Origin of the sequence: Rhizobium sp. BK418 (assembly GCF_004341105.1) — a bacterium.
Classification (GTDB): Bacteria; Pseudomonadota; Alphaproteobacteria; order Rhizobiales; family Rhizobiaceae; genus Rhizobium.
The window spans coordinates 505,605-530,220 of record NZ_SLZK01000003.1 but is presented as its reverse complement, the minus strand read 5'-3'; the positions used below and the strand labels follow the sequence as shown (position 1 = coordinate 530,220).

The 24,616-nt window shown below is 60.4% G+C and carries 19 protein-coding genes; 9 read left to right on the top strand and 10 right to left on the bottom strand.

Features of this window, described 5'->3' with window-relative positions; translation table 11 throughout:
* Positions 1 to 14 precede the first annotated feature (14 nt).
* Positions 15 to 1,880 carry a DNA helicase RecQ gene (gene recQ, locus EV281_RS14065; RefSeq protein WP_132653706.1) on the bottom strand — a complete coding sequence of 622 codons (1,866 nt, stop codon included), beginning with the start codon at positions 1,878 to 1,880 and terminating at the stop codon, positions 15 to 17.
* Positions 1,880 to 3,856: a DNA primase gene (gene dnaG / locus EV281_RS14060; protein ID WP_132653705.1), complete on the bottom strand. Its 1,977-nt coding sequence runs from the start codon at positions 3,854 to 3,856 to the stop codon at positions 1,880 to 1,882. Before dnaG ends, recQ begins: the two co-directional genes overlap by 1 nt.
* Positions 3,857 to 4,581: 725 nt before the next feature.
* On the opposite strand from dnaG, the gene EV281_RS14050 reads away from it, so the two are divergent.
* Positions 4,582 to 5,478: a hypothetical protein gene (locus EV281_RS14050; RefSeq protein ID WP_132653704.1), complete on the top strand. Its 897-nt coding sequence runs from the start codon at positions 4,582 to 4,584 to the stop codon at positions 5,476 to 5,478.
* Here EV281_RS14050 and EV281_RS14045 read toward each other — a convergent pair.
* Positions 5,459 to 5,911 (bottom strand): GatB/YqeY domain-containing protein, encoded by a 453-nt coding sequence (locus tag EV281_RS14045; RefSeq protein WP_132653703.1) that lies wholly within the window; start codon positions 5,909 to 5,911, stop codon positions 5,459 to 5,461. The two genes, EV281_RS14050 and EV281_RS14045, sit on opposite strands and share 20 nt — an antisense overlap.
* A 271-nt stretch (positions 5,912 to 6,182) precedes the next feature.
* Here EV281_RS14045 and carA point away from each other — a divergent pair, with 271 nt between their 5' ends.
* Together carA and EV281_RS14035 are read left to right on the top strand one after the other, a co-directional pair.
* Complete coding sequence (gene carA, locus EV281_RS14040; protein WP_132654304.1) at positions 6,183 to 7,388, top strand: glutamine-hydrolyzing carbamoyl-phosphate synthase small subunit; 1,206 nt, start codon at positions 6,183 to 6,185, stop codon at positions 7,386 to 7,388.
* 129 nt (positions 7,389 to 7,517) lie between these two features.
* Positions 7,518 to 7,838, top strand: coding sequence for an antibiotic biosynthesis monooxygenase (locus EV281_RS14035; RefSeq protein WP_132653702.1), 321 nt, complete (start codon positions 7,518 to 7,520; stop codon positions 7,836 to 7,838).
* A gap of 25 nt (positions 7,839 to 7,863) precedes the next feature.
* On the opposite strand, the gene EV281_RS14030 is transcribed toward EV281_RS14035, so the two are convergent.
* From EV281_RS14030 to EV281_RS14020, 3 genes are all read right to left on the bottom strand, one after another.
* Entirely contained in the window at positions 7,864 to 9,267 is a 1,404-nt protein-coding gene (locus tag EV281_RS14030) for an MATE family efflux transporter (RefSeq protein ID WP_132653701.1), read from the bottom strand.
* A gap of 141 nt (positions 9,268 to 9,408) precedes the next feature.
* Positions 9,409 to 10,656: a TCR/Tet family MFS transporter gene (locus EV281_RS14025; RefSeq protein ID WP_132653700.1), complete on the bottom strand. Its 1,248-nt coding sequence runs from the start codon at positions 10,654 to 10,656 to the stop codon at positions 9,409 to 9,411.
* A 133-nt stretch (positions 10,657 to 10,789) separates the two neighbouring features.
* Positions 10,790 to 11,695, bottom strand: coding sequence for a LysR family transcriptional regulator (locus EV281_RS14020; RefSeq protein WP_132653699.1), 906 nt, complete (start codon positions 11,693 to 11,695; stop codon positions 10,790 to 10,792).
* A gap of 109 nt (positions 11,696 to 11,804) precedes the next feature.
* Here EV281_RS14020 and EV281_RS14015 point away from each other — a divergent pair, with 109 nt between their 5' ends.
* The gene (locus EV281_RS14015) at positions 11,805 to 12,797 is read left to right on the top strand and encodes an aldo/keto reductase (protein ID WP_132653698.1); all 993 of its coding nucleotides are present in this window, start codon (positions 11,805 to 11,807) and stop codon (positions 12,795 to 12,797) included.
* A gap of 52 nt (positions 12,798 to 12,849) precedes the next feature.
* Here EV281_RS14015 and EV281_RS14010 read toward each other — a convergent pair whose 3' ends face one another.
* Both EV281_RS14010 and EV281_RS14005 read right to left on the bottom strand, forming a co-directional pair.
* A complete protein-coding gene (locus tag EV281_RS14010; RefSeq protein ID WP_132653697.1) occupies positions 12,850 to 13,773 on the bottom strand; it encodes a neutral zinc metallopeptidase in 924 nt (307 codons plus the stop codon).
* Positions 13,774 to 13,857: 84 nt separating this feature from the next.
* Positions 13,858 to 14,346: a DUF2306 domain-containing protein gene (locus EV281_RS14005; RefSeq protein WP_132653696.1), complete on the bottom strand. Its 489-nt coding sequence runs from the start codon at positions 14,344 to 14,346 to the stop codon at positions 13,858 to 13,860.
* A gap of 85 nt (positions 14,347 to 14,431) precedes the next feature.
* Here EV281_RS14005 and EV281_RS14000 point away from each other — a divergent pair, with 85 nt between their 5' ends.
* The 3 genes from EV281_RS14000 to carB all read left to right on the top strand — a co-directional run bounded on the left by EV281_RS14000 (position 14,432) and on the right by carB (position 19,964).
* On the top strand, positions 14,432 to 15,202 hold the full coding sequence (locus EV281_RS14000; RefSeq protein ID WP_132653695.1) for a LytTR family DNA-binding domain-containing protein: 771 nt from the start codon (positions 14,432 to 14,434) through the stop codon (positions 15,200 to 15,202).
* Positions 15,203 to 15,280: 78 nt separating this feature from the next.
* On the top strand, positions 15,281 to 16,306 hold the full coding sequence (locus tag EV281_RS13995) for a zinc-dependent alcohol dehydrogenase family protein (RefSeq protein ID WP_132653694.1): 1,026 nt from the start codon (positions 15,281 to 15,283) through the stop codon (positions 16,304 to 16,306).
* Between the two features lie 172 nt (positions 16,307 to 16,478).
* On the top strand, positions 16,479 to 19,964 hold the full coding sequence (gene carB / locus EV281_RS13990; protein ID WP_132653693.1) for a carbamoyl-phosphate synthase large subunit: 3,486 nt from the start codon (positions 16,479 to 16,481) through the stop codon (positions 19,962 to 19,964).
* Between the two features lie 124 nt (positions 19,965 to 20,088).
* Here the strand turns inward: carB and EV281_RS13985 are convergent, their stop codons facing one another.
* Together EV281_RS13985 and EV281_RS13980 are read right to left on the bottom strand one after the other, a co-directional pair.
* A complete protein-coding gene (locus EV281_RS13985) occupies positions 20,089 to 21,534 on the bottom strand; it encodes a UdgX family uracil-DNA binding protein (protein WP_132654302.1) in 1,446 nt (481 codons plus the stop codon).
* A complete protein-coding gene (locus tag EV281_RS13980; RefSeq protein ID WP_132653692.1) occupies positions 21,534 to 22,766 on the bottom strand; it encodes a putative DNA modification/repair radical SAM protein in 1,233 nt (410 codons plus the stop codon). Before EV281_RS13980 ends, EV281_RS13985 begins: the two co-directional genes overlap by 1 nt.
* A 249-nt stretch (positions 22,767 to 23,015) precedes the next feature.
* Between EV281_RS13980 and greA the strand changes: the two genes are divergently transcribed.
* Both greA and EV281_RS13970 read left to right on the top strand, forming a co-directional pair.
* Positions 23,016 to 23,492 carry a transcription elongation factor GreA gene (gene greA / locus EV281_RS13975; protein ID WP_132653691.1) on the top strand — a complete coding sequence of 159 codons (477 nt, stop codon included), beginning with the start codon at positions 23,016 to 23,018 and terminating at the stop codon, positions 23,490 to 23,492.
* Positions 23,493 to 23,523: 31 nt separating this feature from the next.
* On the top strand, positions 23,524 to 24,573 hold the full coding sequence (locus EV281_RS13970; protein ID WP_132653690.1) for a glycosyltransferase family 4 protein: 1,050 nt from the start codon (positions 23,524 to 23,526) through the stop codon (positions 24,571 to 24,573).
* Positions 24,574 to 24,616: the final 43 nt, after the last annotated feature.

Here is a 24,616-nt window from a genome sequence, read left to right as displayed (position 1 = left end):
CTTGTGCAACCGCATCATTCGTCGTGCGAGAGGATGATATCGAGGAAAGCGTCGCCGTAGCGCTCGAGCTTGGACTGGCCAACGCCGGAAATACCGAGCAATTCCTTGCGGCTGCGCGGCCGCTCTGTAGCAAAGGCAATCAGCGTCGTGTCAGGGAATACGACATAGGGCGGCACACCGAGCGATTTGGCAATCGACATGCGCTCGGCCCTGAGTGCCTCGAAGAGCGCGCCATCCGCACCCGAAAGCCCCGTCCTGCGCTCCGCACGCTCGGTCTTTTTCGCCCTTCGTTCGGAAGGCGCGCGATCCTTGCGGAAAAAGACCTCGCGTTCGCGCCTGAAGACGGCGCGCGCTTCAGGCTCCAGCTTTATCGCCCCAAAGGCATCATGGTCGATGCGGATCAGCCCCATCGCCAGAAGCTGGCGGTAGACGGATTGCCAGGTACGAACAGGAATATCCTTGCCCGCGCCGAAGACTGGCATATCCACGTGTCGGAAGCGTTCGGTCTTTTCGTTGACGTTGCCCACGAGCACGTCGATGACATGGCCTGCACCGAAACGCTCGCCAGTGCGGTAGACGGCGGCCAGTGCCTTGATCGCCGCTTCCGTCCCATCCCAGGTTTCGATCGGCTTCAGGCAGGTATCGCAGCTGCCGCACTTGCCGCCATGCGCCTCGCCGAAATGCGCCAGGATTGCCTGGCGCCGGCAGGATGCCGTCTCGCAGATCGCCAGCAGCGCATTCAGCTTGCCGCGCTCGATGCGCTTGATCTCGTCTGCCGCGTTGCCTTCGTCAATCATCCGTCGGCGCTGGATGACATCCGCCATGCCATAGGCCATCCAGACTTCGGATGGCAGGCCGTCACGTCCCGCACGGCCCGTTTCCTGATAATAGGCCTCGACCGAACCCGGCAGATCGAGATGGGCGACATAGCGCACATTCGGTTTGTCGATACCCATGCCGAAGGCGACGGTGGCGACGAGGCAAAGCTCTTCTTCCTTCAGAAAAGCGTCCTGATTGGCATCGCGCAGCGCACGGTCCATACCGGCGTGATAGGGTAGCGCCCGAATCCCCTGATTGTTCAGCCAGTCTGCCGTTTCCTCCACCTTGGCGCGCGACAGGCAATAGACGATGCCGCTATTGCCCTTGTGGCCGGAGAGAAAACGCAGGAGCTGCTGGCGCGGCTGGTCCCGCTCGACAATCTCGTAGGAAATGTTCGGCCGGTCGAAGCTCGTTGTGAAGACCGCGGCATTGTCGAGCATCAGCCGCTCGATAATATCCTCCCGCGTATGCGGATCGGCAGTCGCCGTCAGTGCAATGCGCGGCACGCCGGGATATTGTTCTGCCAGCCTTCCAAGCTCGCGATATTCGGGCCGGAAATCATGGCCCCATTGAGAGACGCAATGGGCCTCATCAATGGCAAACAGCGCGATTTTCGCATTGCCGATAATCTCGCGGAATCCATCCATCAGGATACGTTCCGGCGTGACGTAGAGCAAATCGAGATTGTCTGAGGAAATGGCCCGGCGGATCGCGACATATTCCTCACGCGATATCGAGGAATTGAGGGCGGCCGCACGGATGCCGAGCTGCTTCATCGCCTCCACCTGATCGCGCATCAGGGCAATCAGCGGCGAAACGACAATGCCGAGCCCCTGGCGGCAAAGGGCCGGGATCTGGAAGCAAAGCGACTTGCCGGCACCAGTCGGGAAGAGCACGACGGCATCGCCGCCGGCAACGACATGCTCCACCACCTCCTGCTGCCGCCCGCGAAAGACGGAATACCCATAGACGCGTTTCAGCACATCGAGCGGCTGGGCAGCACCCGCAAACAGCGCGTCGGATGGGGAAAACGGCGGTTCGTCGTGTTCGGCCTGCGACATCAGTGGCTCGCAGCGCCCTTGACGCGGCCAGAGAGCACACCGAAGCCATCGATGATGGCTTCCTGGTTTTCCAGCCGCAACGCCTCGTATTGCACTTCCTGCGACGCGCGCATCAGCCGGTCGATCTCGGCATCGTCACCGGCCTCCGTCGCCTGCGCGATATCGCGCTCCAGTTCGATCTTCTGCCAGCGCAGATCCTTGGCGCGCTTGTGGAAAGCAAGTGCCTGGCGATAGCCTTCTCGCGCATCCTCCATCGCTGCCTCCTCGGTCGCCGTCCAGAGCCGGGCATTGCGCACCTGCTGATCAAGGCTCTTGAGCAGCGGGCCGAAACCCGCGACATCAAGGCATTCCAGCAGATAGTCGCGCGTCAGATGCGGTCCGGCAACGACCGCGGCCGCACCCAGCATCTCGGACCAGAGTTTCTGCAGTTCGCGATTGTCATATTCTATGGAAGCGATTTCGTCGTAGTCGTCGAGCATCAAGGCGGGGTGATTGATCACGGTAAGCGCCAGCACACATTCTCTCAGTGCGGTATTGCCCTGATGGCCACGCACAAGGCTAGAACGGGTCAGACGGTCCGACGCGGTAACGGGGGTTCGAGGCCCTCCGGGAGCACCACCTTTTTGACTGCGGAAATTGCTGCTACCGAAATTGCGCCGCTCATTTCCTCCGCGGTTCTGGAACTGCGGCTGGAAGAAGCTGTTCAGCCGGTCGCGCATGTCCTGCTGGTAATGGCGCCGCACATTCTCGTCGGCGATGACGGCGACGAGTTGCCTCAGCCGCGCTTCTAGTTCGGCCCGCGCTTCCGGGGTATCGAACTTGCCTGCTCTCGCCTCGCGGTCCCAGAGCATTTCCGAGAGCGGCTTTGCCTGCGCCATGACCTTGTCGAACGGTGCCCTTCCCTCGTGCTTGACGAGATCGTCGGGGTCCTTACCATCGGGCAACAGCGCAAAACGCACGCTGCGCCCCGGCTTCAGATGCGGCAGCGCCAGATCGGCGGCACGGTTGGCCGCACGAATGCCGGCGCCGTCGCCATCGAAGCAGAGCACCGGCTGCGACGTCATCTTCCAGAGCAGGTCGAGCTGGTTTTCGGTCAGCGCCGTGCCGAGCGGTGCGACGGCATTTTCGATGCCTGCCTGATACAGCGCGATGACATCCATATACCCCTCGACGGCAATGATTGTGCCTTCGCCATTCGCCCCCTGCATCGCGCGGCGCGCACGGGCGAAATTGTAGAGCACATTGCCCTTGTGGAAGAGCTCGGTCTCGTTGGAATTGAGGTACTTTGCCGGCGCATCCGGCGACATGGCGCGACCGCCGAAGGCAATGACCTTCTCACGGGAGGAGAGGATCGGGAACATGATGCGGTCGCGGAACCGGTCGTAGGAGACCGGCACATTCTCATGCACGACAAGACCGCAAGCTTCGATCTGCTCCTTGGTCACGCCCTTGCCGGCCAGGAATTCTTTCAGCGCATTGCGGCTGTCAGGCGCAAAACCCAGCCGGAAGGTCTCGATCGTGCGTCCCGTCAGCCCGCGGTCGCGCAAATAGGCGCGCGCCCTCGCGCCATTGGCCGTCTGCAACTGATCCTGAAAGAATTGCGTCGCCATTTCCATGACGTCGAGCAGCGAGGTGCGCTCCTTCTCGCGCTTTTCCATCTGCGGATCGGCGACCGGCATCGGTACGCCTGCCATGTCGGCAATCGTCTGCACCGCCTCTGGAAAACTCAGGCCTTCGAGTTCGGTCAGGAAGCGGAAATGGTCGCCAGTCACGCCGCAGCCGAAACAGTGGTAGCGCCCCTTGCGGTCCTCGCAATGGAAGCTCGGCGACTTCTCGCCATGAAACGGGCAGCAAGCCCAATAGTCGCCGCGCGACATGTTGGTCTTGCGCTTGTCCCAGCTCACGCGCCGCGCAATCACGTTCGATATGGGAACGCGGTCGCGGATATCGTCCAGGAAGGTGGGGGAAAAGCGCATCTCTACCTCTTGCAGAACCTCCATATAAGCAGCTTTGCCGCGCCACGCCACGAAACTTCCGCCGTAAATCCCGCTTTTCACAGGGCGGGAGACACTGTCACGAACGCCCGCAAACGCCACTCAACAACACGTTATCGAGGTCTGGCATGGGGTGCGACATTTTTGACATATCTCAACTTTCTGAGTCCCGACATCTTCCGCTCCGCGAAAACGCGCTCCTTGGATAGAAGAAGCAAAAACAACCGGTTATGGAAGATGCAGCCAACCTAATCTTCTCTCGGGACAGCGCCACGCGCGACTATAAAATCACAATCCGGAAAGCCGAATCCGGGATTATTATATTTTTGTAATTTGAATAAGCTGGGGCCTGGCAATAAGTTCTTTCTCAGAAAAGCGATCCCCAGGCGAGGCACCATCCCTACCCCCGGCGCCGCCTCGCAAGGGTGCCTTTGCAAATACCCGCCGGCATGGGTTTCGACCCTGCGTCGCTGACGGAAGCAAAGAGCAAGAAGGCAGGAGCGCCCCCAGCTCCTGCCTTCTTATTTTGGGGCAACTCCGACAAAACTGTGCAACGGCCCCGGAATTTCCTGGAAAACGGAAATGACCAGCGCCTTGGCGTCGCACCTTTATTACGTTTAACCTTGCCGGTTAACTGCCAAAATACAAAAGCATTGACACTTGCAATAGACGTGGCAAATGAATGCGCGAAACTCCTGGACAGCGCTATGGCCTACACCGCAGAAAAGCTTGCAGCCGATGATAATTTTCTTGCTGCAATTCTTCATTGTGCCAATCAGATGCTCGCGATCTACCGTGAGAGCCCGCGTATTGCATCGATATTTGCTGCGCAGCAGCGCTGGTTGATGGCGCATGCAGGTTTTGGACTCTATTACGGCTATCCGAACGATGAGAAGCGCGGCCTTTATTCCGGGCGGTTCATCGATTTCGTCATCCAGCACAAAATCGCCAGCCGCAACACGGCAGCCGCCTTCGTTCAGGAAATGCTGGCCTATCGCTTCCTGCGGCCTGTTCCGGGTGACGACAAGCGCACCCGCTATCTTGAGCCAACCGAGATGGCAGAACATCATTTTACCAAGTGGCTGGTCGCCCACCTGATGATTCTGGACAGCCTCGATTGCGGCGGCCGCGCAGAAAAGGTGACGGCTGATCCCAAGTTGATCGCTCGCCTGCAGCCCCTCATCGCAAAGAAAATCATCGAAACAGAAGCGGTGCGCGATCCCGGCGCCACTTTCAATCTCTTCAACTGGGCCAATTCCGGCGGCCTCGTCATGGATTATCTGATTTCGCGCCTGCCGGGCTTTCCGACTTCCACGGATCGCGTCGTCGTCGGCCCGTTGTCGCTGCGTGAGATTCGCGATCAGTTCATGATTTCCAATACGCATCTGAAGCGCCTGCTCACGCAGGCGGCGAATATGGGAAGCGTGGGCTGGACCGAACCGCCAAGAAAGGGCAATTTCTGGCTCTCCCGCGGCTTCGTGCTCGAATACTGGAACTATCAGGCGGAGAAATTCGCCATTGTCGATGCCTCCGCCGAAGCGGTGCTTGGGCCTGCGGTCGAAGAGCAACCGCAGGCAAGGCGTCTTATTTCAAGAGCTCTTTGACGGTGCCGGAAGCCTTGGCGAAATCCATCTGCCCGGCATAACGTTCTTTGAGCGCAGCCATGATCTTGCCCATGTCCTTCGGCCCTTCTGCGCCAACTTCCTTGATGATGCCTGCAATATTGGCACGCACTTCATCATCCGACAGCTGCTTCGGCAGAAAATCTTGGATGACGGCGATTTCGGCGCGTTCCTTCGCAGCTAGCTCCGGACGGGCATTCTCTTCGTAGATCTTGGCCGACTCATCGCGCTGCTTGACCATCTTGGCCAGGATCTGCAGCACTTCCTCATCGCCAGCCTCTTCCTTGCCGGCGCCGCGATTTGCGATGTCGCGATCCTTGATCGCGGCCTGGATGAGGCGGATGGTGCCGAGTCGGTCCATCTTTTTCGCCTTCATGGCCTCTTTAAGCTCGGTGGCGAGTTGGTCGCGCAACATGTCACTACTCCTTTTAAAATGGCGCTTTCATAAACCAGGCTGATGCGTGGGATCAAATAAATTGCGAGAATCCGGCCTATATCAGCAGGAAAAGTGCCGCAATCTGCGGTACAAAGATTGACCTAGACAAAGAGCATGGCTATCTACCGCCACCTGCACCAAAATTCGTGATCAGGCGTCAAACGCGGCCAAAGTCGCGCGCCTGCGCCTGCGAGATCAAAAGGCCGGCTCGCGTATCCCAACGCAGAAGCCCGCCGGAAACGGGATGAAGATGACCGCAACAGCACCCTGGACAACCGAAAAGCCGACAGCCCTGCTCGTTCTTGCCGACGGCACCGTCATCGAAGGCAAGGGTATCGGCGCAACCGGCAAGGTCCAGGCCGAAGCAGTCTTCAATACGGCGCTGACGGGGTACGAGGAAATCCTCACCGACCCCTCCTATCTCGGCCAGATCGTCACCTTCACCTTCCCCCATATCGGCAATATCGGCACCAACGAGGAAGATATCGAAGACCTGACGCCGGCAGCCCGCCATGGCGCGGTCGGCGTGATCTTCAAGGCCGACATCACCGAGCCCTCGAATTATCGTGCTGTCAAGCATCTCGACGCCTGGCTGAAGGCTCGCGGCATCATAGGCCTCTGCGGCATCGACACCCGCGCGCTGACCGCCTGGATCCGCGAGAACGGTTCGCCAAATGCCGTCATCGCCCATGACCCAGCAGGCAATTTCGACGTCGAGGCACTGAAGGCGGAAGCCAAGGCATGGAGCGGCCTCGAAGGCCTTGACCTCGCCAAGGTCGCTTCCTCCGGCCAGTCCTCGCAATGGTCGCAGACCCCCTGGATCTGGAACGAGGGCTACGGCGAACTCGGCGCCTCCGACGCGAAATACCATGTCGTCTGCCTGGATTACGGCGTGAAGCGCAACATCCTGCGCCTCTTCGCCGGCCTCGACTGCAAGGTCACTGTCATGCCGGCAACGACGAACGCTGAGGACGTGCTCGCCCTGCAGCCCGACGGCATCTTCCTGTCGAACGGCCCGGGCGACCCGGCTGCCACAGGCGAATATGCCGTGCCGGTCATCAAGGAGCTCATTCGCACCGATATCCCCGTTTTCGGCATCTGCCTCGGCCACCAGATGCTCGGCCTGGCACTCGGTGCCAAGACCGAGAAGATGCACCAGGGGCACCACGGCGCCAATCATCCGGTTAAAGACCACACGACCGGCAAGGTCGAGATCGTCTCGATGAACCACGGCTTCGCGGTCGACACGAAGTCGCTGCCGGAAGGCGTTGAAGAGACTCACGTATCGCTCTTCGACGGCAGCAATTGCGGCCTGCGCGTTCTCGGCAAGTCGGTCTTCTCCGTCCAGCACCACCCGGAAGCCTCGCCCGGCCCGCAGGACAGCCACTATCTCTTCCGCCGCTTCATCAACATGGTGCGCGAAAAGAAGGGCGAGCCGGCACTGGCCGAACGCTGATCTGCCAAACCTCGATTCAGATCAAGGCTCGCTCGATGCGGGCCTTTTTCTTTTGCCCGCGTATTGACCTCAAGTTAAGTTGAGGAATTACAGAACTGCCTGCGAACATCAGATGCAGGAGAAAACTGGATGAGCGGAACTTTCTATAGGATAGACAAATTCGTCGTGCCGGCTGCGGCGCGCGAGGAATTTCTGGTCAACGTCATGATGACCCATAAGGTGCTGGAGGCACAGGCCGGCTTTATCGGTCACGAGGTGCTGGAGCAGATCGCTGGTCCCGGCGAATTCAATTTCGTCACGATTGCCCGGTGGGAAAGCGCCGATGTCGTCGAACATGTGAAGGCGGCCGTTGCAGCAGCCCACAGCGCCGCCAATTTCGATCCGCAGGAGATGTTCGCGCGCCTCGGCATTCGCGCCGATATCGCCAGCTACAAGCCTGTCGCAGCTTGATGGCAAGACGGATAAGATGGCAGACTTAGGCGCCGGCCGTCGCCCCTTCCCGACGAACCAGAATGTAGAAGCGCGCGCAGAGCATGGCAGCGGCCGCGGCAAGCCCTACGAGAAAGCCGAACCAGATTCCGAGACCGCCGAATCCCAGCGGGAAGGCGAAGGCCCAGGCAAGAAAGAAGCCGATCGGCCAATAGGCGATCAGCGCCATGATCATCGGCACGCGCGCATCCTTCAGCCCGCGCAGCAGGCCGCTGGCAATCGCCTGCAGGCCATCGACGAACTGGAAGAGCCCGGCAACGACGATCAGCGGACCGGCATAAGCGAGCACCTGGGGAGCCTCCGGCAGGCTGACATCGAGGAACAGGCGCGCCAGAACCTGCGGCACGGTCGCAAAGATGATGCTGCCGACGATGGCGGCGGCACTGGCGATGATCAGAACGGTGATCGCAGCCCGCACCAGCCCGATATGATCGCCCTGCCCGTGAGCGACACCAACCCGAACGGTTGCAGCCTGGCCGAGGCCGAGTGGGATCATGAAGGCCATTGAAGCCCACTGCAACGCGATGCCATGCGCCGCGAGCTCTATCGTGCCGATGTGGCCCATCAGCAGCGAGGCTGCCGTGAAGAGGCTGACCTCGGCGAGGATGGTGATGCTGATCGGCAGGCCGAGACGGATGACTTCGAAGAAAGCATGCCAGTCCGGCTTCCAGAAACGCACGAAGATCTCGTAACGCCGCGTCTCCTCCCTACCCTGCACGAAAGCTAGGATGAACAGGAAGCCCGCCGTCTGTACCGCGACGGATACGATTGCGGCGCCCTCCAGTCCCATGACGGGGAAACCGAAATGACCGAGCACGAGGATGTAGGCGCCAATCGCATTCAACACCAGCATGGCGATGGTGACCTGCAGAATGACACCAGCCTTGCCGATGGCACTGACGAGCGCGCGCATGACATTATAAAGCAGGCCCGGCAGCACGCCGAACTGACCGATGATGATGTAGCCGTGAGCGAGCTTCGCCACATCGGGCTTCTGGCCGAAATAGCGAAGGATCGTCTCGGAATTATAGAAAGCCGGCTGCATCAGCAGCCAGTAGCAGATGACGACCCAGATACCCATGCGCAGCGACCGGCGCACCGTCACCACGTCGCCGCTGCCATAAGCATGCGCCACCATCGGAATGACGGCAATGGCAAAGCCCGAGCCGAAGATCAGGATCGTGAACAGGAACTGCGCCGAAAGCACCATGGCTGCGAGATTTTCTGCCCCGAGCTGGCCGACGATCATCACGTCAGTCATGCCGATGCCGAATTGCGCAAGCTGAGCGCCGATCAGCGGCACGCCGAGCATCAGCGTGGCGCGGAAATGCGCAGACCAGCGGTTGTCGGTTGCAGGCGCAATGGTGCGCACGTCGATCGGCGTGTCCATGACACTGTTCCTAGGGTTGAATCGATCACGGGCCGCAGTGCGGCAAAATATCATGTCGACTTAGAGTAAAGCAGCGCAAAGAACCACCCCAAAAGAGGCAGATGCTGAAAAATTCATCACAGCTTCACTGTTTTTGATGGATCATTCCGCCGCGTTGAAGACTCTGGCCGGCGCCTCCGATGTCCTCACCCGCGTCAGGAATACAACCGCGGAGACGAGAATAAAAAATGCCGCCAGGAGAAAGGGCGCACCGGCGAAGGTGACCGGCGCGTCTGGCTTGGTGAAATAGCCGAACATCTGAGTGAAGATCAGCGGGCCGATGATTGTCGTGATACTGCTGATGCTGGTGAGCGCGCCCTGCAGTTCGCCCTGCGCCGAAGGCGGCACTTTGCCGGCGGCGATGCTGCGCAATGGCGGATCGGCAACATTCTCCATGACAGTCAACACGATCACCGTGTAGACGACCCAGCCCTCCCAGGCGAAGGCATACCCTGTGAGGGCGGCCATCGAGAAGCACAGGCCGAGAAGCGCCGTCTTCCATTCACCGAGAACAGGCACGACGCGCGGCAGTATGAGCCCCATGACCAGTGCGGCGCCAATGCCGTAGATGCCGAGTGACAGGCCGATCTCACCTTCGCTCCATCCATATCGGAAGGTCGTGACGAAGGACCAGACCGAGGGATAGACGGCATGGGCGAGGAAAAACAGGAACATCACGATGCAAACCCAGCCGATGCCGGGATAGTGTCGCATCTGCCGCAAAGCGCCGAGCGGGTTTGAACGTTTCCACTCGAACCTGCGGCGGTTCTTTGCATCAAGCGTTTCCGGCAGCAGGAAACAGGCCGCAATGAAATTAACTAAAGAAAGTGCGGCCGCACCGTAGAATGGCACGCGCGGCCCAAACTCGCCGAGAAAGCCGCCAATAACCGGGCCAATAGTGAAACCAACGCCAAAGGCAATACCGATCAGGCCGAAATTCTTTGCGCGGTTCTGCTCATTGCTGATGTCAGCAATATAAGCGGAACAGGTGGCAAAGCTGCCGCCGCTGATGCCGGCAAGTACACGGCCAACGAACAGCATCCAGTAGCTCGTGGCAATCGCACAGATAAAATTGTCGAAAGCGAAGGTCAGCACCGAAAGCAGGAGGATCGGACGACGCCCGAAGCGGTCGCTCAAGTTGCCGAGCAGCGGCGCAAACAGAAACTGCATCAGCGAATAAATGAGCATCAGCCAGCCGCCGTCGACTGCGGCATCGCTGACTGTGCCGCCAGTCAACTGCTCCAGATAGACCGGCAAGACCGGCATGATGATGGCAATGCCGATGACATCCAGAAACAGGATGATGAAGACCAGGAAAAGGCCGCGGTGAACGAATTTCGGATCAAGCATGAAGCATCTCTACAGCTGATATTTTCTGAAAAGACGACCTCGTCGCCGGATATGTGACATAGCCCATTGAAACGTCCGAAACAATCCGTGAACATTTCAATGTTCTGACGGCAGGACGGCCAAAATCGATGCTTCAGACGCTCTTTCGCTGCTCCATCCGCACGAAATCCACAAAAGCCCGCAGGGGCGCGGGCATGTGATTGCGGCTCGGATAATAGAGGAACGGACCGGAAAAATCGCTGTCCCATTCGCTCAGGATCGGCACCAGGCGGCCTTCCGCAATGCGGGGCGCAAGCAGTTCTTCGAAGGTTCTGATAACGCCGAGCCCGGCAAGCGCGGCCTCGATTTCCATTTCCACCGCGTTGGCGATGACAGGGCCCGACGGCGTGATGACTACGACCTCTTCTCCACGTTCGAATTCCCAAGGAAGAGAGGCTCCGCTGAGGAAGCGATGGCGGATACAGCTATGCGCCAGCAGATCCCGCGGATGCTGCGGCACGCCTCGCCTGTCAAGATAGGCGGGAGCGGCTGCCGTAACATAGCGCTGCCGGCGTGGGCCGATCGGCACGGCGATCATGTCGCGCTCCAGCCTCTCGTCGTATCGGATGCCGGCATCGAAGCCGGCAGCCAGGACATCGATGAATGTATCTTCGGCAATGATTTCCAATGTGATTTGCGGATAGAGCGTCAGAAACCGCGCAGCAAGATCGGCCATGAAAAGCTTCACGGCGATACTCGGCACGTTGAGCCTGAGCATGCCCGCCGGACTGTCACGAAAACTATCGAGCTGACCGAGTGCAGCGGCCACTTCCGAAAGCGCCGGCGAAAGCCTTTCGAGCAATCTCTCACCCGCCGCGGTCGGCGTGACGGAGCGCGTCGTGCGGTTCAGAAGCCGGACACCGAGCCTTTCTTCCAGCCGCCGCAGCGAATCGCTCAGGGACGACGCCGAAACCCCGCGCTTGCGGGCTGCGGAGCGAAAACTGCGTTCCCTTGCAATTGCTGCGAAGGCATCCAGATCACTGAGGGGAAGGTCATCCATTGTGCATTTTTCCGTACGGCCCGTTCGAGAGTATCCGGATTATCGCACAGACTCAGCCGCGGTAAAACGGCGTCCGAGAGCGCCATCGGTGCCACTGAAGGAGAAGAAGATGCAGACCTATCGTTTGGGAAAGATCGGCCCGGAAGTCTCGGTCATTGGCCTCGGCTGCATGGGCATGTCGGGCATGTACGGGCCGTCCGACCGCGCTGAAAGCATCGCTACCATCCATGCCGCGCTCGATGCCGGTATCAACCTGCTCGACACTGGCGATTTCTATGGCATGGGCCATAATGAAATGCTGATCGGCGAAGCGCTTAAGGGCCGCAAGCGCGAAAATGCTGTTATCAGCGTCAAATTCGGCGCGCTGCGCGATCCCGCGAACGGCTGGAACGGCTATGACGCACGCCCAATCGCCATAAAGAATTTCCTCGCCTATACGCTGCAGCGCCTCGGCGTCGACTATATCGACATCTACCGCCCTGCCCGCCTCGATCCGAACGTGCCGATCGAGGACACCGTGGGCGCCATCGCCGATCTCATCAAGGCTGGCTATGTCCGCCATGTCGGCCTTTCCGAAGTCGGCGCCGACACGATCCGCCGGGCTGCCGCCGTCGCACCGATCGCCGACCTGCAGATCGAATATTCGCTGATCTCCCGCGGCATCGAGGATGAGATCCTGCCGACCACCCGCGAGCTCGGCATTTCCATCACCGCCTATGGCGTGCTGTCGCGCGGCCTCATTAGCGGCCACTGGCAGAAGGGCCAGCATGGCGCGGGCGATTTCCGCGCCTTCAGCCCGCGGTTCCAGGAAGGCAATGTCGATGAGAACCTTGCGCTGGTCGAAGAACTCCGGAAGATCGCCATTCTCAAGGGGGCCTCGGTCGCGCAAATCGCCATCGCCTGGGTGGCGGCACAAGGTCAGGATATCGTGCCGCTGGTCGGCGCTCGCCACCGCGATCGCCTGACGGAGGCACTCGGTTCCCGCGCCGTTGAGCTAAGCGCAGACGATCTCTCCGCCATCGAACACGCCGTGCCGAAAGGTGCCGCTAAGGGCGCTCGTTATCCGGAAGCCCAGCTCAAGCATATGGACAGTGAAAAGTAAGCTCTCGCGACGACCGGCACCCTGCCCTTCAGGTTGGGCGCCGGACACGCGTTCAGATCGGATTGGAGAATGTATCGCAGGCCGAAAGCTGGCCGCTGTCGAAGCCGCGCTTGAACCAGCGCACGCGCTGTGCCGACGTACCGTGATTGAAACTTTCCGGAACGACATAGCCCTGCGAACGCTTCTGCAGCGTATCGTCGCCGATCTGCTGGGCGGCGTTCAGCGCTTCCTCCAGATCGCCAGGGTCGAGAATGCCTTTCTGCTGCGTAAACTTGCCCCAGATACCTGCAAAGCAATCCGCTTGCAGCTCGACCCGCACCGACATCTTGTTGGCGTCAGCCTCGCTCATGCGCTGACGGGCCTCGTTGAATTTCGGCAGAATGCCGAGCAGGTTCTGCACATGATGGCCGACCTCATGGGCAACCACATAGGCTTCGGCGAAATCGCCGGATGCGCCGAACTGGTCGGAAAGCTGCTGGAAGAAGGCCGTGTCGAGATAGACCTTGTGATCACCGGGACAATAGAAGGGCCCGGTGGCGGCAGAGGCAAATCCGCAGGCCGACTGTGTCTGCCCGGAGAAGAGAACGAGGCGCGGTTCCTCATAATCCTTGCCCTGCGACTGAAAGATGCCGTGCCAGGTATCTTCGGTTTCGGCGAGAACCGTGCGCACGAAGGCGGTCATCTCGTCATTGGCGGGCGCCTGCGAAGAGGATTCGCTCTGCGAATAGCCGGAGCCGCCTATCTGGCCGCCGCCATCCATCACCTGAATCAGGTCGATGCCCATCGCCTTGAAGATCAGGTAGATGACGACGAGGAAGATGATCGTGCCGATGCTGAGCCCGCCACCGCGACGGCCAACGCCGCCGCCCGACGGGAAGCTGAAGCCGCCGCCGCGGCCAAAGGAATCGCCGCCACCGGACGGATCGCCGCGACGATCCTCGATATTGTCGGACTGACGCCGTCCTTTCCATTCCATCTTCGATCTCCCCGGCGATGCGCTCAAGCATGCTCTCAGGAGTCAGTTATATATCCGGTGCGAGGGTTAATTCCAGCCGCTTCCTCACGCCGCCCGGCTGCGCCGCGGCCGAAATCGGATGGTGCCGACGGTCGCGGCGGCAACCAGCCCGAGCACCGCTAAGCCCACCCAACCGTTGCCGGAGAAGGCGACGGCATTCATCAACCGACCCGGCAGCAGCGTGGCAAGGCCGGCAACGACGATACCGCCGAAATACATGCCCGATACGACCCGGAGATGCGTGCGTATGTCGTGCCGCCGCGCAGCAAGAATAGCCCGCCAGCTTCCGACAAGCACCATGACGGAAAGTAGGTGGATCGGGCTGAAGCCATAGGCCAGATTGATGCGATGGATGAAGAAGCTCGAGAGCGCCGTCATGACCATTAGCGCCATCCAGAACTTGCCGAGCAGCCGGTGCCTCGGCGTCCCCTTCGGCCAGGCGAGCAGATAAGCGCCAAGGATTGCTGCCGGCACGACGGCGAGAACATGGATCTGAATGGCAAGAGGCGCATTGAACAGTGGCTCGAGGCTCATGGTCGGCTCCGGTTGAATTCGCCCCTTGTTTCCGGCATGACTGCATTCCTTTCAACAAAGATGGCGTAAACGGCAGGAAAACTTCGTGGATCACTCATCCTTGCAATCCACGCTTCGCGAATTGCATGTCTTTTGGCGCTCTCCGCGCTTCTGGGGAACCTTTCTAGCCATCGTCCTGATCTTCGTGGTGACCGGCCCGTACGGCACGATGGAAAGCATGCCGACCGGCAAGCGCTTCGCCTACTGGTTGATCCTGCACGCCGTCGCGTGGTCGATTGCCATTCTGTTTTCGGTCTTCGCCGACGCCCTGCTGCGCAAGTCGCTGGACCGGATGTTCTGGCGCATGATGATCGGCTCGCTGGTCGCAGCCTTGCCGATCGGCTTTGCAATCGGTCTCGTCGACTATGCCTTCATGGGCGATCCGATCTCGATTGACAGCAGCCTTTACAGAGCCGTCTTCGCACTACCGCTCTGCGCCCTCTTCTGCTTCCTCACCTATCTCACGATGCATCGCCAGATCGAACAGGGAACAGCGGAACTCCGTCTATCAACCTCAATCCTCGATCGCCTGAAGCCGCAGAATCGCGGCACCCTCCTGCGTCTCTCCGTGAAGGATCACTACACGGAGGTCGTAACAAGCCGCGGCCGCGAGCTCGTGCTGCTGCGTTTTTCCGATGCGCTCCGCGAAATTGGAGGGACGCCCGGCCTTCAGGTCCACCGGTCGCATTGGGTCGCCGACGCTCATGTCGCGTCGCTGAAACGCGATAACGGCAAGATTCTCATCCTTATGCGCGATGGCACGCAGATCCCGGTCAGCCGCAGCTTTGTTGAGCAGGTTCGCCGCCGCTTCGGCTGAAGAAATACCAGCAAATGCTTGACCTGACTCCTGCTTTCCCCCTTCCTGAGTGGTGAGGAGACCTGGAGGAAACTGCCGATGAAAGCCGTGCGCTTGGAAGCGACTGGAAAATTGTTCCTGCGCGAGGTTGAAAAGCCGGAGCCTGGACCGGGCGACCTGCTTGTCCGCATAGAGGCCTGCGGTATCTGCGGCACCGATCGACATCTCTTTCACGGCGAATTCCCTTCCCGCCCGCCGCTGACGCTTGGCCACGAATTCGCCGGCATCATCGAAACCGTCGGCCCCGAAGTCATCGGCTTCCAGCCCGGCATGCGCGTGACCTGCGATCCGAACATCGCTTGCGGCCGTTGCGAGCAATGCCACAATGGCCGCGTCAATCTCTGCCGGAACCTACGAGCGATCGGCATTCACCGCGATGGCGGTTTTGCCGATTATGTCATCGTACCGCAGAAACAGGCTTTTGAACTGCCCCTTGAGCTCGATCCGTTGCATGGCGCCTTTTGCGAGCCACTCGCCTGCTGCCTGCATGGCGTCGATCTCGCCAATATAAAGACCGGCTCTTCCGTCATCGTGCTCGGCGGTGGCGTGATCGGCCTGCTGACCATTCAGCTTGCCCGGCTCGCCGGCGCGACGCGCGTTCTTCTCGTTACCCGCAATGCCGAGAAACGGGCACTTGCCGAAAAGCTTGGCGCGACAACCACCTTCGACCCTTCACATTCGGATGTCTTCAGGATCATCGATGACGGCGGGATGCTGCCCGGTGGCGCGGACATCGTCTTCGAATGCGCCGGTGTGCCGGAAACGATGATGCAGGCGCCGAGGCTTGCAAAGAGCGGCGGCACGGCCGTCATCCTCGGCGTCATGCCGCAAGGCTCGAAAATCGAGATCGAGCCCTTCGATCTGCTCTTCCGGGAAGTGAGTCTCATCGGCTCTTTCATCAATCCGTTCACGCACCAGCGGGCTACAGATCTCATCGCCTCGGGTGCGATCAAAGTCGAGCCGCTGATTTCGCGCCGGATCACACTGGAACAGGCCCCGGAGGTGATCACCAATCCGGCGCCGAATGGCGAGATTCGCGCGCTGGTGATACCCGCGAGGCAATAGGCTTTCAAAAGCCGATCCGGATTCCTGTCGATTCCATGATTTATGGGGTTCCGTTTGCAAAAACATTTGCCTATAAGCCGCTTCTAGCCTGAAAAGACCCTCAATGCGCGACCCGACCTGGTGACCTCCCACCCTGGCCGGCTTTTTGCGCAGCTAGAAACGGATATCGCCCATGCCGAAGCGCCAAGACATCAAATCGATCCTCATCATCGGCGCGGGACCGATCGTCATTGGCCAGGCTTGCGAATTCGACTATTCCGGCACCCAGGCCTGCAAGGCGCTGAAGGAGGAAGGCTACCGCGTCATCCTCGTCAACTCCAACCCGGCCACGATCATGACCGATCCGGGCCTCGCCGATGCAACTTACGTCGAGCCGATTACCCCTGAAGTCGTCGCCAAAATCATCGCCAAGGAGCGCCCGGATGCGCTACTGCCGACCATGGGCGGCCAGACGGCGCTGAATACCGCGCTTTCGCTGAAGCGTATGGGTGTGCTCGACCGCTACAATGTCGAGATGATCGGCGCCAAGCCTGCCGCCATCGACAAGGCCGAAGACCGCGCGCTCTTCCGCGAGGCCATGGCCAAAATCGGCCTCGAAACCCCGCGCTCCATGCTGGCGAACGCCACGGACATCAAGGATCTCGACCGCAAGACTCATGAGGCCGAGCGCACCAAGCTGCGCGAAAGTCTCTCCGGCGCGGATCTCGACAAGGCGCTGGACGAACTGGAAAACCAGTGGAACCTCGGCGAGAGCGATCGCAAGCAGCGCTACATGAACCATGCCATGGCGATCGCCGCCCAGGCGCTCGATCATGTCGGCCTGCCCGCCATTATCCGTCCGTCCTTCACGCTCGGCGGCACCGGCGGCGGAATCGCCTACAACCGCTCGGAATTCTTCGAAATCGTCGGCGGCGGTCTCGATGCCTCGCCGACGACCGAAGTGCTGATCGAAGAATCGGTGCTCGGTTGGAAGGAGTATGAGATGGAGGTCGTCCGCGACAAGGCGGACAATTGCATCATCATCTGCTCGATCGAAAACATCGATCCGATGGGCGTCCATACCGGCGACTCGATCACGGTTGCACCTGCCTTGACGCTGACGGACAAGGAATATCAGATCATGCGCAACGCCTCGATTGCGGTGCTGCGCGAGATCGGCGTGGAGACCGGCGGCTCGAACGTGCAGTTCGCCGTCAATCCCAAGGACGGTCGCCTCGTCGTCATCGAAATGAACCCGCGCGTGTCGCGCTCCTCTGCGCTCGCTTCGAAGGCCACCGGCTTCCCGATCGCCAAGGTCGCTGCCAAGCTCGCCATTGGCTACACGCTCGACGAACTCGAAAACGACATTACCGGCGGCGCGACGCCTGCTTCTTTCGAACCGTCGATCGACTATGTCGTCACCAAGATCCCGCGCTTCGCCTTCGAAAAATTCCCCGGCGCCTCGCCGGTGCTGACCACAGCCATGAAGTCGGTCGGTGAAGTCATGGCGATCGGCCGCACCTTTGCGGAATCTCTGCAGAAGGCGCTGCGCGGCCTCGAAACCGGCCTGACCGGCCTCGACGAAATCGAAGTCCCTGATTCCGAAGAAGGCGAATCCAGCCACAACGCCATCCGCGCCGCCATCGGCACGCCGACGCCGGACCGCCTGCGCATGGTCGCTCAGGCGCTGCGCATGGGCCTCAGCATTGAAGAGGTGCATGAAGGCTGCAAGATCGACCCGTGGTTCATCGCCCAGCTCAAGAACATCATCGACATGGAAGCTCGCATCCGCGAGCACGGCCTGCCGACCGATGCCGCCAACCTGCGCATGCTGAAGGCCATGGGCTTCTCCGACGCTCGCCTTGCAACACTGACCGGCAAGCGCCCAAAGGAAGTGGCAGAGCTTCGCAACTCGCTCAACGTCCGCCCGGTCTTCAAGCGCATCGACACTTGCGCCGCCGAATTCGCCTCGCCGACGGCCTATATGTACTCGACCTATGAGACGCCTTTTGTCGGCGCCGCCCGCTCCGAAGCTCAAGTCTCCGACCGCAAGAAGATCGTCATCCTCGGCGGCGGTCCGAACCGCATCGGCCAGGGTATCGAATTCGACTATTGCTGCTGCCATGCCGCCTTCGCACTGAAGGATGCCGGCTATGAAGCGATCATGATCAACTGCAATCCGGAAACGGTTTCGACCGATTACGACACGTCCGATCGCCTCTATTTCGAGCCGCTGACGGCAGAAGACGTAATCGAAATCCTGCGCGCCGAGCAGGAAAAGGGCGAAGTCGTCGGCGTCATCGTCCAGTTCGGCGGCCAGACGCCGCTGAAGCTTGCAGAAGCGCTGGAAAAGAACGGCATCCCGATCCTCGGCACTGCGCCCGACGCGATCGACCTTGCCGAAGACCGCGACCGCTTCCAGAAGCTTCTGATGAAGCTCGACCTCAACCAGCCCAACAACGGTATTGCCTACTCGGTCGAGCAGGCCCGTCTCGTTGCCGCCGAAATCGGCTTCCCTCTCGTCGTTCGCCCGTCTTACGTGCTCGGCGGCCGCGCCATGCAGATCATCCATGCCGAGAGCCAGCTGCAAACCTATCTGCTCGACACGGTTCCGGAACTCGTGCCCGAGGATATCAAGGCACGCTATCCGAACGACAAGACCGGCCAGATCAACACGCTGCTTGGCAAGAACCCACTCCTCTTCGACAGCTACCTGACAAACGCCATCGAAGTCGACGTTGACTGCCTCTCGGACGGCACCGATGTCTATGTCGCCGGCATCATGGAACATATCGAAGAAGCCGGCATCCACTCCGGTGACAGCGCCTGCTCGCTGCCGCCGCGCACATTGTCTCGCGAGATGCTCGACGAACTGGAGCGCCAGGCCAAGGCCATGGCAACGGCGCTGAATGTCGGCGGCCTGATGAATGTTCAGTTCGCCATCAAGGACGGCACGGTCTACGTGCTAGAAGTCAATCCGCGCGCCTCCCGTACGGTTCCCTTCGTCGCCAAGACCATCGGCGCGCCGATTGCCAAGATCGCGGCCCGCGTCATGGCCGGCGAAAAGCTGGACGCGACCTTCGCCGCCTACGGCAATAAGCCCGATCCGCGGGCGCTCAAGCACATCGCCGTCAAGGAAGCCGTCTTCCCCTTTGCCCGCTTCCCGGGCGTCGATACGCTGCTCGGCCCGGAAATGCGCTCCACCGGCGAAGTGATCGGCCTCGACAGCGATTTCGCGCTGGCCTTTGCCAAGTCGCAGCTCGGCGCCGGCGTCGAACTGCCGCGTGAAGGCACCGTCTTCGTCTCCGTACGCGATGCCGACAAGCCTCGCGTTCTGCCGGCGATCCGCATCCTCGTCGAACAGGGCTTCAAGGTGCTGGCAACAGGCGGCACCGCTCGTTTCCTTGGCGAAAACGGCATCGAGGCGGCCAAGATCAACAAGGTTCTGGAAGGTCGTCCGCACATCGAGGATGCCATCCGCAACCGCCAGGTCCAGCTCGTCATCAATACGACCGACGGCAATAAGGCGATCTCGGACTCCAAGTCGCTGCGCCGCGCCACGCTGATGCAGAAGGTGCCCTACTACACCACGATGGCCGGCGCCGAAGCCGCCGCCCAAGCGATCAAGGCACTCAAGGCCGGCAACCTCGAAGTCCGCCCGCTGCAGAGCTACTTCTGATCCTTAACAAAGAGGTCTTGCCTCCTGGTTCTGCTCATATCTCGATCTCAGCTGCTCCCTGATGGGAGCAGCCCATCGCGACTATCGTCGACAATGATCCAACGCGCTGAATCAATTTCTGCACTCAGGCCGTCAACCCCCTGATCAGATTCATGTCTTGCCGGAACCGGGCAAGCTCCTGCGCTTTCCTCTGCTCATCCGGGATCCGCAGCAAATAGGAGGGGTGCACCGTCACGAAAAGCAACCGCCCCTCTTCCATCGCAATCGGACGTCCGCGCAGCCCCTCCAGCTTCTGCTTCTCGCCGGTCAATGAGTAGAGCGCTGTCGCCCCCATCGCCACGATCAGCTTCGGCTTTATGAGATCGAGCTCCCGCTTGAGCCACCAGCGGCAATGCTGCACTTCGCCGAGATTGGGCTTCTGGTGGATACGCCGCTTGCCGCGCGGCTCGTATTTGAAATGCTTCACGGCGTTGGTGATATAGAGCCTCGATCGATTGATTCCCGCCTGCGCGATCGCTTCATCAAAGACCTTACCGGCCGGGCCTACGAAGGGACGTCCGGCAAGATCCTCTTGATCGCCCGGTTGCTCGCCGACAAACACGATCTCCGCGTCGGCGGGCCCCTCGCCGAACACGGTCTGCGTCGCCTTCGCATGTAGCGGGCATTGGCTGCAAGTGGCCGCTTCCTGTCGCAACGCCTCCAGCGTCCCGGCCGGCGCCAGCTTCGGAGCCGGAATGCGGGCAGCCGCTTCCTGTATCCTGCGGTGATACGGCAGCGGCGTTGTTGCCTCCCGCTCGGCCATAGAGAGCATCTTCGCCTCGGCATCGGCGATCAGCCCCGGAATGAGATCGGCCTCTGGCAGGTTCTTCCAGTATTTCTTCGGCATCTCGGCCTGCATCGCTTTCACTTTCAGCCGTGCAGGATTGAAGATGCTGGCATAGTAGATGCGCCAAAGATCGTCGGTCGCATCACTGATATCGGGCTTCTCACACGGCGCACTGCTTAGCGTCAGCCGCTCACCGTCCCAGGCAGCCGAGCCCTTGGGCGTTGCGATCAGCCAGTCCATATCGGTGAAGCGGCGCTGGAAGAAGGGCGCCTTGCGGGCGACGATATAGTGGTCCGGCTCGAACCACGCGATGAACTTTCGCCGCCCGCCAGCAGGAGCCGCGAGCTCCTTGAAACGCACGAAGGCCGTCATCTTGTGCGCATCGCGATGCACGCTCTTCTGCATCAGTCGCGCCCGCGATACTTCTTCGTCAGAGGCCAGATCCAGCAGGTCGCGGTTTTCCTGCAGCCGCCAGAGCAGGCTGTAGAGCAGCGAAAAGCGCCTGGGATCGCTATGGCAGATCACCGCCTCGGCCAATGCCATGAAATCAGCCGGAACGCTCATCTGCCCGGCGCCGGCGGACGGATCGGGCGGCAAGGCATCGCGCTGGAAGGCAAAGCCGGGCTCGCGGCTCTTTTCGTGCCAGTCGATCTCATCAGGCAGAATTCCGGCCGCAGCGAAGGCGCGGGCCGCCCTGCGCCACTCCTCAAAATTCCCCCTGCCCTCCAGAACCACGCGGCGCATCATAACAAGGACAATTGTTCGGGCTGCGGTTCGAACATGGCGCGCAAATCCGGCCGGTCGACAAGCCGATGCGGCGTCCAGCCCTCGGCGCTGACGAAGGCCTGCACTTTGCGGATGGAAACGCCAAGCCGCGACAGATCCTCGAGCCGTAGCCGGCGTTGCCGCCGCTCGGTCAGGATCGCCTTCACCGACTTCGTGCCAAGCCCTGGCACGCGCAACAGCTTCTCACGATCGGCGCGGTTGACGTCGACAGGAAAGTCGCCTCGATGGCCGAGCGCCCAGGCGAGCTTGGGATCGAGATTGAGATCCAGCATGCCTCCCTCCTGCGTTGCAGTGATCTCATCGATGCCGAACCCATAAAAACGATAGAGCCAGTCGGCCTGATAGAGCCGGTGCTCGCGCATCAGCGGTGGCCTGATGAGCGGCAGGTTCTTCGAACTGTCCGGTATCGGGCTGAAGGCGGAATAGTAGACTCGCTTCAAGCCATAGCTGCTGTAGAGCTGGCCGCTGGTCGACAAAATCGTTGCATCATTGGCCCCATCGGCACCCACGATCATCTGCGTGCTCTGGCCTGCCGGCACGAAGCGCTTACGCTTCTTCGTCTGCAGCGTCGGCTCCTGGGCCGCCTCGATCTTCAGCCGGAGATCGCCCATCGAGCGGCGGATGCTGGCCGGCTTTTTCTCGGGCGCGAACCGCCTGATGCCGCTGTCGGTGGGAAGTTCAATGTTGAGCGACAGACGGTCCGCATAAAGCCCCGCCTCTTCAATCAGATGCGGCGAAGCCTCGGGAATGGACTTCAGATGGATATAGCCGCGGAAATTATGCGAGATCCGCAGCTCCCGCACAATCCGCACCATCTCCTCCATCGTGTGATCGGAAGAGCGGATGATGCCGGAGGAGAGAAAAAGTCCCTCGATATAGTTGCGCCGGTAAAACTCCAGCGTCAACCAGACGACTTCCTCCGGCGTGAAACGGGCGCGTTCGACATTGCTCGACGATCGGTTGATGCAATAGGCACAATCGTAGATGCAGAAATTGGTGAGCAGGATTTTCAGAAGCGAGATGCATCGGCCATCCGGCGCATAGGCATGGCAGATGCCTGAACCCTCGGTCGAACCCAATCCGCCGGAGCCTGCCGAATCCCGTTTGATGGTACCGCTGGAGGCGCAGGAGGCATCATACTTTGCGGCGTCGGAGAGGATCGCCAATCGTTCCTTAAGCGACTTCTTCATAATATGTTCACTAAATGTTCACTTCGGCAAAATCAAGATGAAGAATTAGTTCTCCATGCAACTTTCCTTCAAAAGCAGGCACTTCAACGGGATGTAAAAAGCATCGTTACGAATTTTATGGAAATTGCGCGGGTCGATCTGCTATAAGCAACGAACTAGGATTGTAACACGGTTCCGAAGTTCCCCTTCGGGACCTGTTTTCTTTTGTGTCTGCGCGAACTGCGGATACAGGGAGAGAAGGACGAAAAAATGGTTGATAAGGTACCGATGACACAGGGTGGTTTCGTCAAGCTGCAGGAAGAACTGCGCTGGCGTCAGCAGGAAGAGCGCCCGCGAATCATCGAGGCAATTGCGGAAGCGCGTGCTCATGGCGACCTCTCCGAAAATGCCGAGTACCATGCCGCCAAGGAAGCGCAGAGCCACAATGAAGGCCGCATCACCGAGCTCGAAGACTTGACGGCACGCGCCGAAGTCATCGACCTCAGCAAAATGTCGGGCGACAAGGTCAAGTTCGGCGCCAAGGTGAAGCTCGTCGACGAGGACACCGAAGAGGAACGAACCTACCAGATCGTCGGCGATCAGGAAGCCGACGTGAAGCAGGGCCGCATCTCCATCTCCTCCCCGATCGCCCGTGCGCTGATCGGCAAGGAAGTCGGCGACTCCATCGAAGTCATCGCGCCCGGCGGTTCGAAGGCTTACGAAATCCTTTCCGTTTCCTGGGGCTGATCGCCCGCACCTCTCTTAAAAAGAGCAGCCAGTGCCGGATACCCGTGACGTCGAGATCATCGCGCCCAATCTGAAACGCCGGCTCTCCGGCGTCACGTCCACGATCGTCCAGCTTATCCCCTGTCAGATTCGGCTAGGGGTCAGGATCGCTGCCTTCGGCCCTGGCCTCCCGCCGGAACTTCCGCGCTTGAAATGGCCGCAGCTCGCCGGCCTCTGGCGCCCGCCGGCCGGACATCGCCATCGTGTCTGGCACGCGCGCCGCAACAATGAAATGGCGACGGGCATCCTTCTGCGCCAGGTGTTGCGCATGCCGCTGAAGCTCGTCTTCACCTCGGCTGCCCAGCGTCGTCACACGTCTTACACGCGCTGGCTCATCCGCCGGATGGATGCCGTGATCGCAACCAGCAGCCGCTCTGGCTCCTTCCTCAAGGTGCCGCATACGGTTATCCAGCACGGCGTCGATCTTGAGCTTTTTCATCCGCCCGAAGGGCCTGACGATACGATCGCCGCAACTGGCCTGCCTGGCCGCTATCTCGTCGGCTGCTTCGGCCGCGTCCGCCACCAGAAGGGCACCGACCTCTTCGTTCGGGCAATGATTGCGCTTTTGCCGCAGCATCCGGACTGGACCGCTGTCATTTCCGGTCGCGTCACGCCTGAACATACCGCATTTGCCGACAAGCTGAAGGCCGATATCGCTGCCGCCGGCCTCACCGATCGGATCGTCTTCATTGGCGAAGTACCCGATATCAAGATCTGGTACCGCCGCCTGACACTCTATGTCGCCCCATCTCGCAACGAGGGTTTCGGCCTGACACCGCTTGAGGCCATGGCCTCGAAAACACCGGTAGTGGCATCCGACGCCGGTGCCTATGCGGAAATGATAGTCACCGGAGAGAATGGAATTATTGTGCCGCCGGGCGATGGCGACGCGCTTACGGCAGCGATTGCTACCTATCTTGCCGATCCTGCGCTGACATCAGCACAGGGCGAAACGGCCCTGCGGCACGTGCGGGAAAATTTCGCGCTGGAAAAGGAAGCAATGGCGATCAACCGCATTTACCAGCAGCTCCTCGGAACGTAAGCCCGTTCGTCGGGCAATCGCGGCGGACCATACAGCGAAGGTA

Coding starts and splice junctions, on each gene's coding strand:
- EV281_RS14015 (WP_132653698.1), top strand. CDS start 11,805: ATGCAGACCTATCGTTTGGGAAAGATCGGCCCGGAAGTCTCGGTCATT.
- carB (WP_132653693.1), top strand. CDS start 16,479: ATGCCGAAGCGCCAAGACATCAAATCGATCCTCATCATCGGCGCGGGA.
- carA (WP_132654304.1), top strand. CDS start 6,183: ATGACCGCAACAGCACCCTGGACAACCGAAAAGCCGACAGCCCTGCTC.
- EV281_RS13995 (WP_132653694.1), top strand. CDS start 15,281: ATGAAAGCCGTGCGCTTGGAAGCGACTGGAAAATTGTTCCTGCGCGAG.
- EV281_RS14005 (WP_132653696.1), bottom strand. CDS start 14,346: ATGAGCCTCGAGCCACTGTTCAATGCGCCTCTTGCCATTCAGATCCAT.
- EV281_RS14030 (WP_132653701.1), bottom strand. CDS start 9,267: ATGGACACGCCGATCGACGTGCGCACCATTGCGCCTGCAACCGACAAC.
- EV281_RS14025 (WP_132653700.1), bottom strand. CDS start 10,656: ATGCTTGATCCGAAATTCGTTCACCGCGGCCTTTTCCTGGTCTTCATC.
- EV281_RS14035 (WP_132653702.1), top strand. CDS start 7,518: ATGAGCGGAACTTTCTATAGGATAGACAAATTCGTCGTGCCGGCTGCG.
- recQ (WP_132653706.1), bottom strand. CDS start 1,880: ATGTCGCAGGCCGAACACGACGAACCGCCGTTTTCCCCATCCGACGCG.
- EV281_RS14020 (WP_132653699.1), bottom strand. CDS start 11,695: ATGGATGACCTTCCCCTCAGTGATCTGGATGCCTTCGCAGCAATTGCA.
- EV281_RS14045 (WP_132653703.1), bottom strand. CDS start 5,911: ATGTTGCGCGACCAACTCGCCACCGAGCTTAAAGAGGCCATGAAGGCG.
- EV281_RS13980 (WP_132653692.1), bottom strand. CDS start 22,766: ATGAAGAAGTCGCTTAAGGAACGATTGGCGATCCTCTCCGACGCCGCA.
- EV281_RS13985 (WP_132654302.1), bottom strand. CDS start 21,534: ATGCGCCGCGTGGTTCTGGAGGGCAGGGGGAATTTTGAGGAGTGGCGC.
- dnaG (WP_132653705.1), bottom strand. CDS start 3,856: ATGCGCTTTTCCCCCACCTTCCTGGACGATATCCGCGACCGCGTTCCC.
- EV281_RS14010 (WP_132653697.1), bottom strand. CDS start 13,773: ATGGAATGGAAAGGACGGCGTCAGTCCGACAATATCGAGGATCGTCGC.
- EV281_RS14050 (WP_132653704.1), top strand. CDS start 4,582: ATGGCCTACACCGCAGAAAAGCTTGCAGCCGATGATAATTTTCTTGCT.
- greA (WP_132653691.1), top strand. CDS start 23,016: ATGGTTGATAAGGTACCGATGACACAGGGTGGTTTCGTCAAGCTGCAG.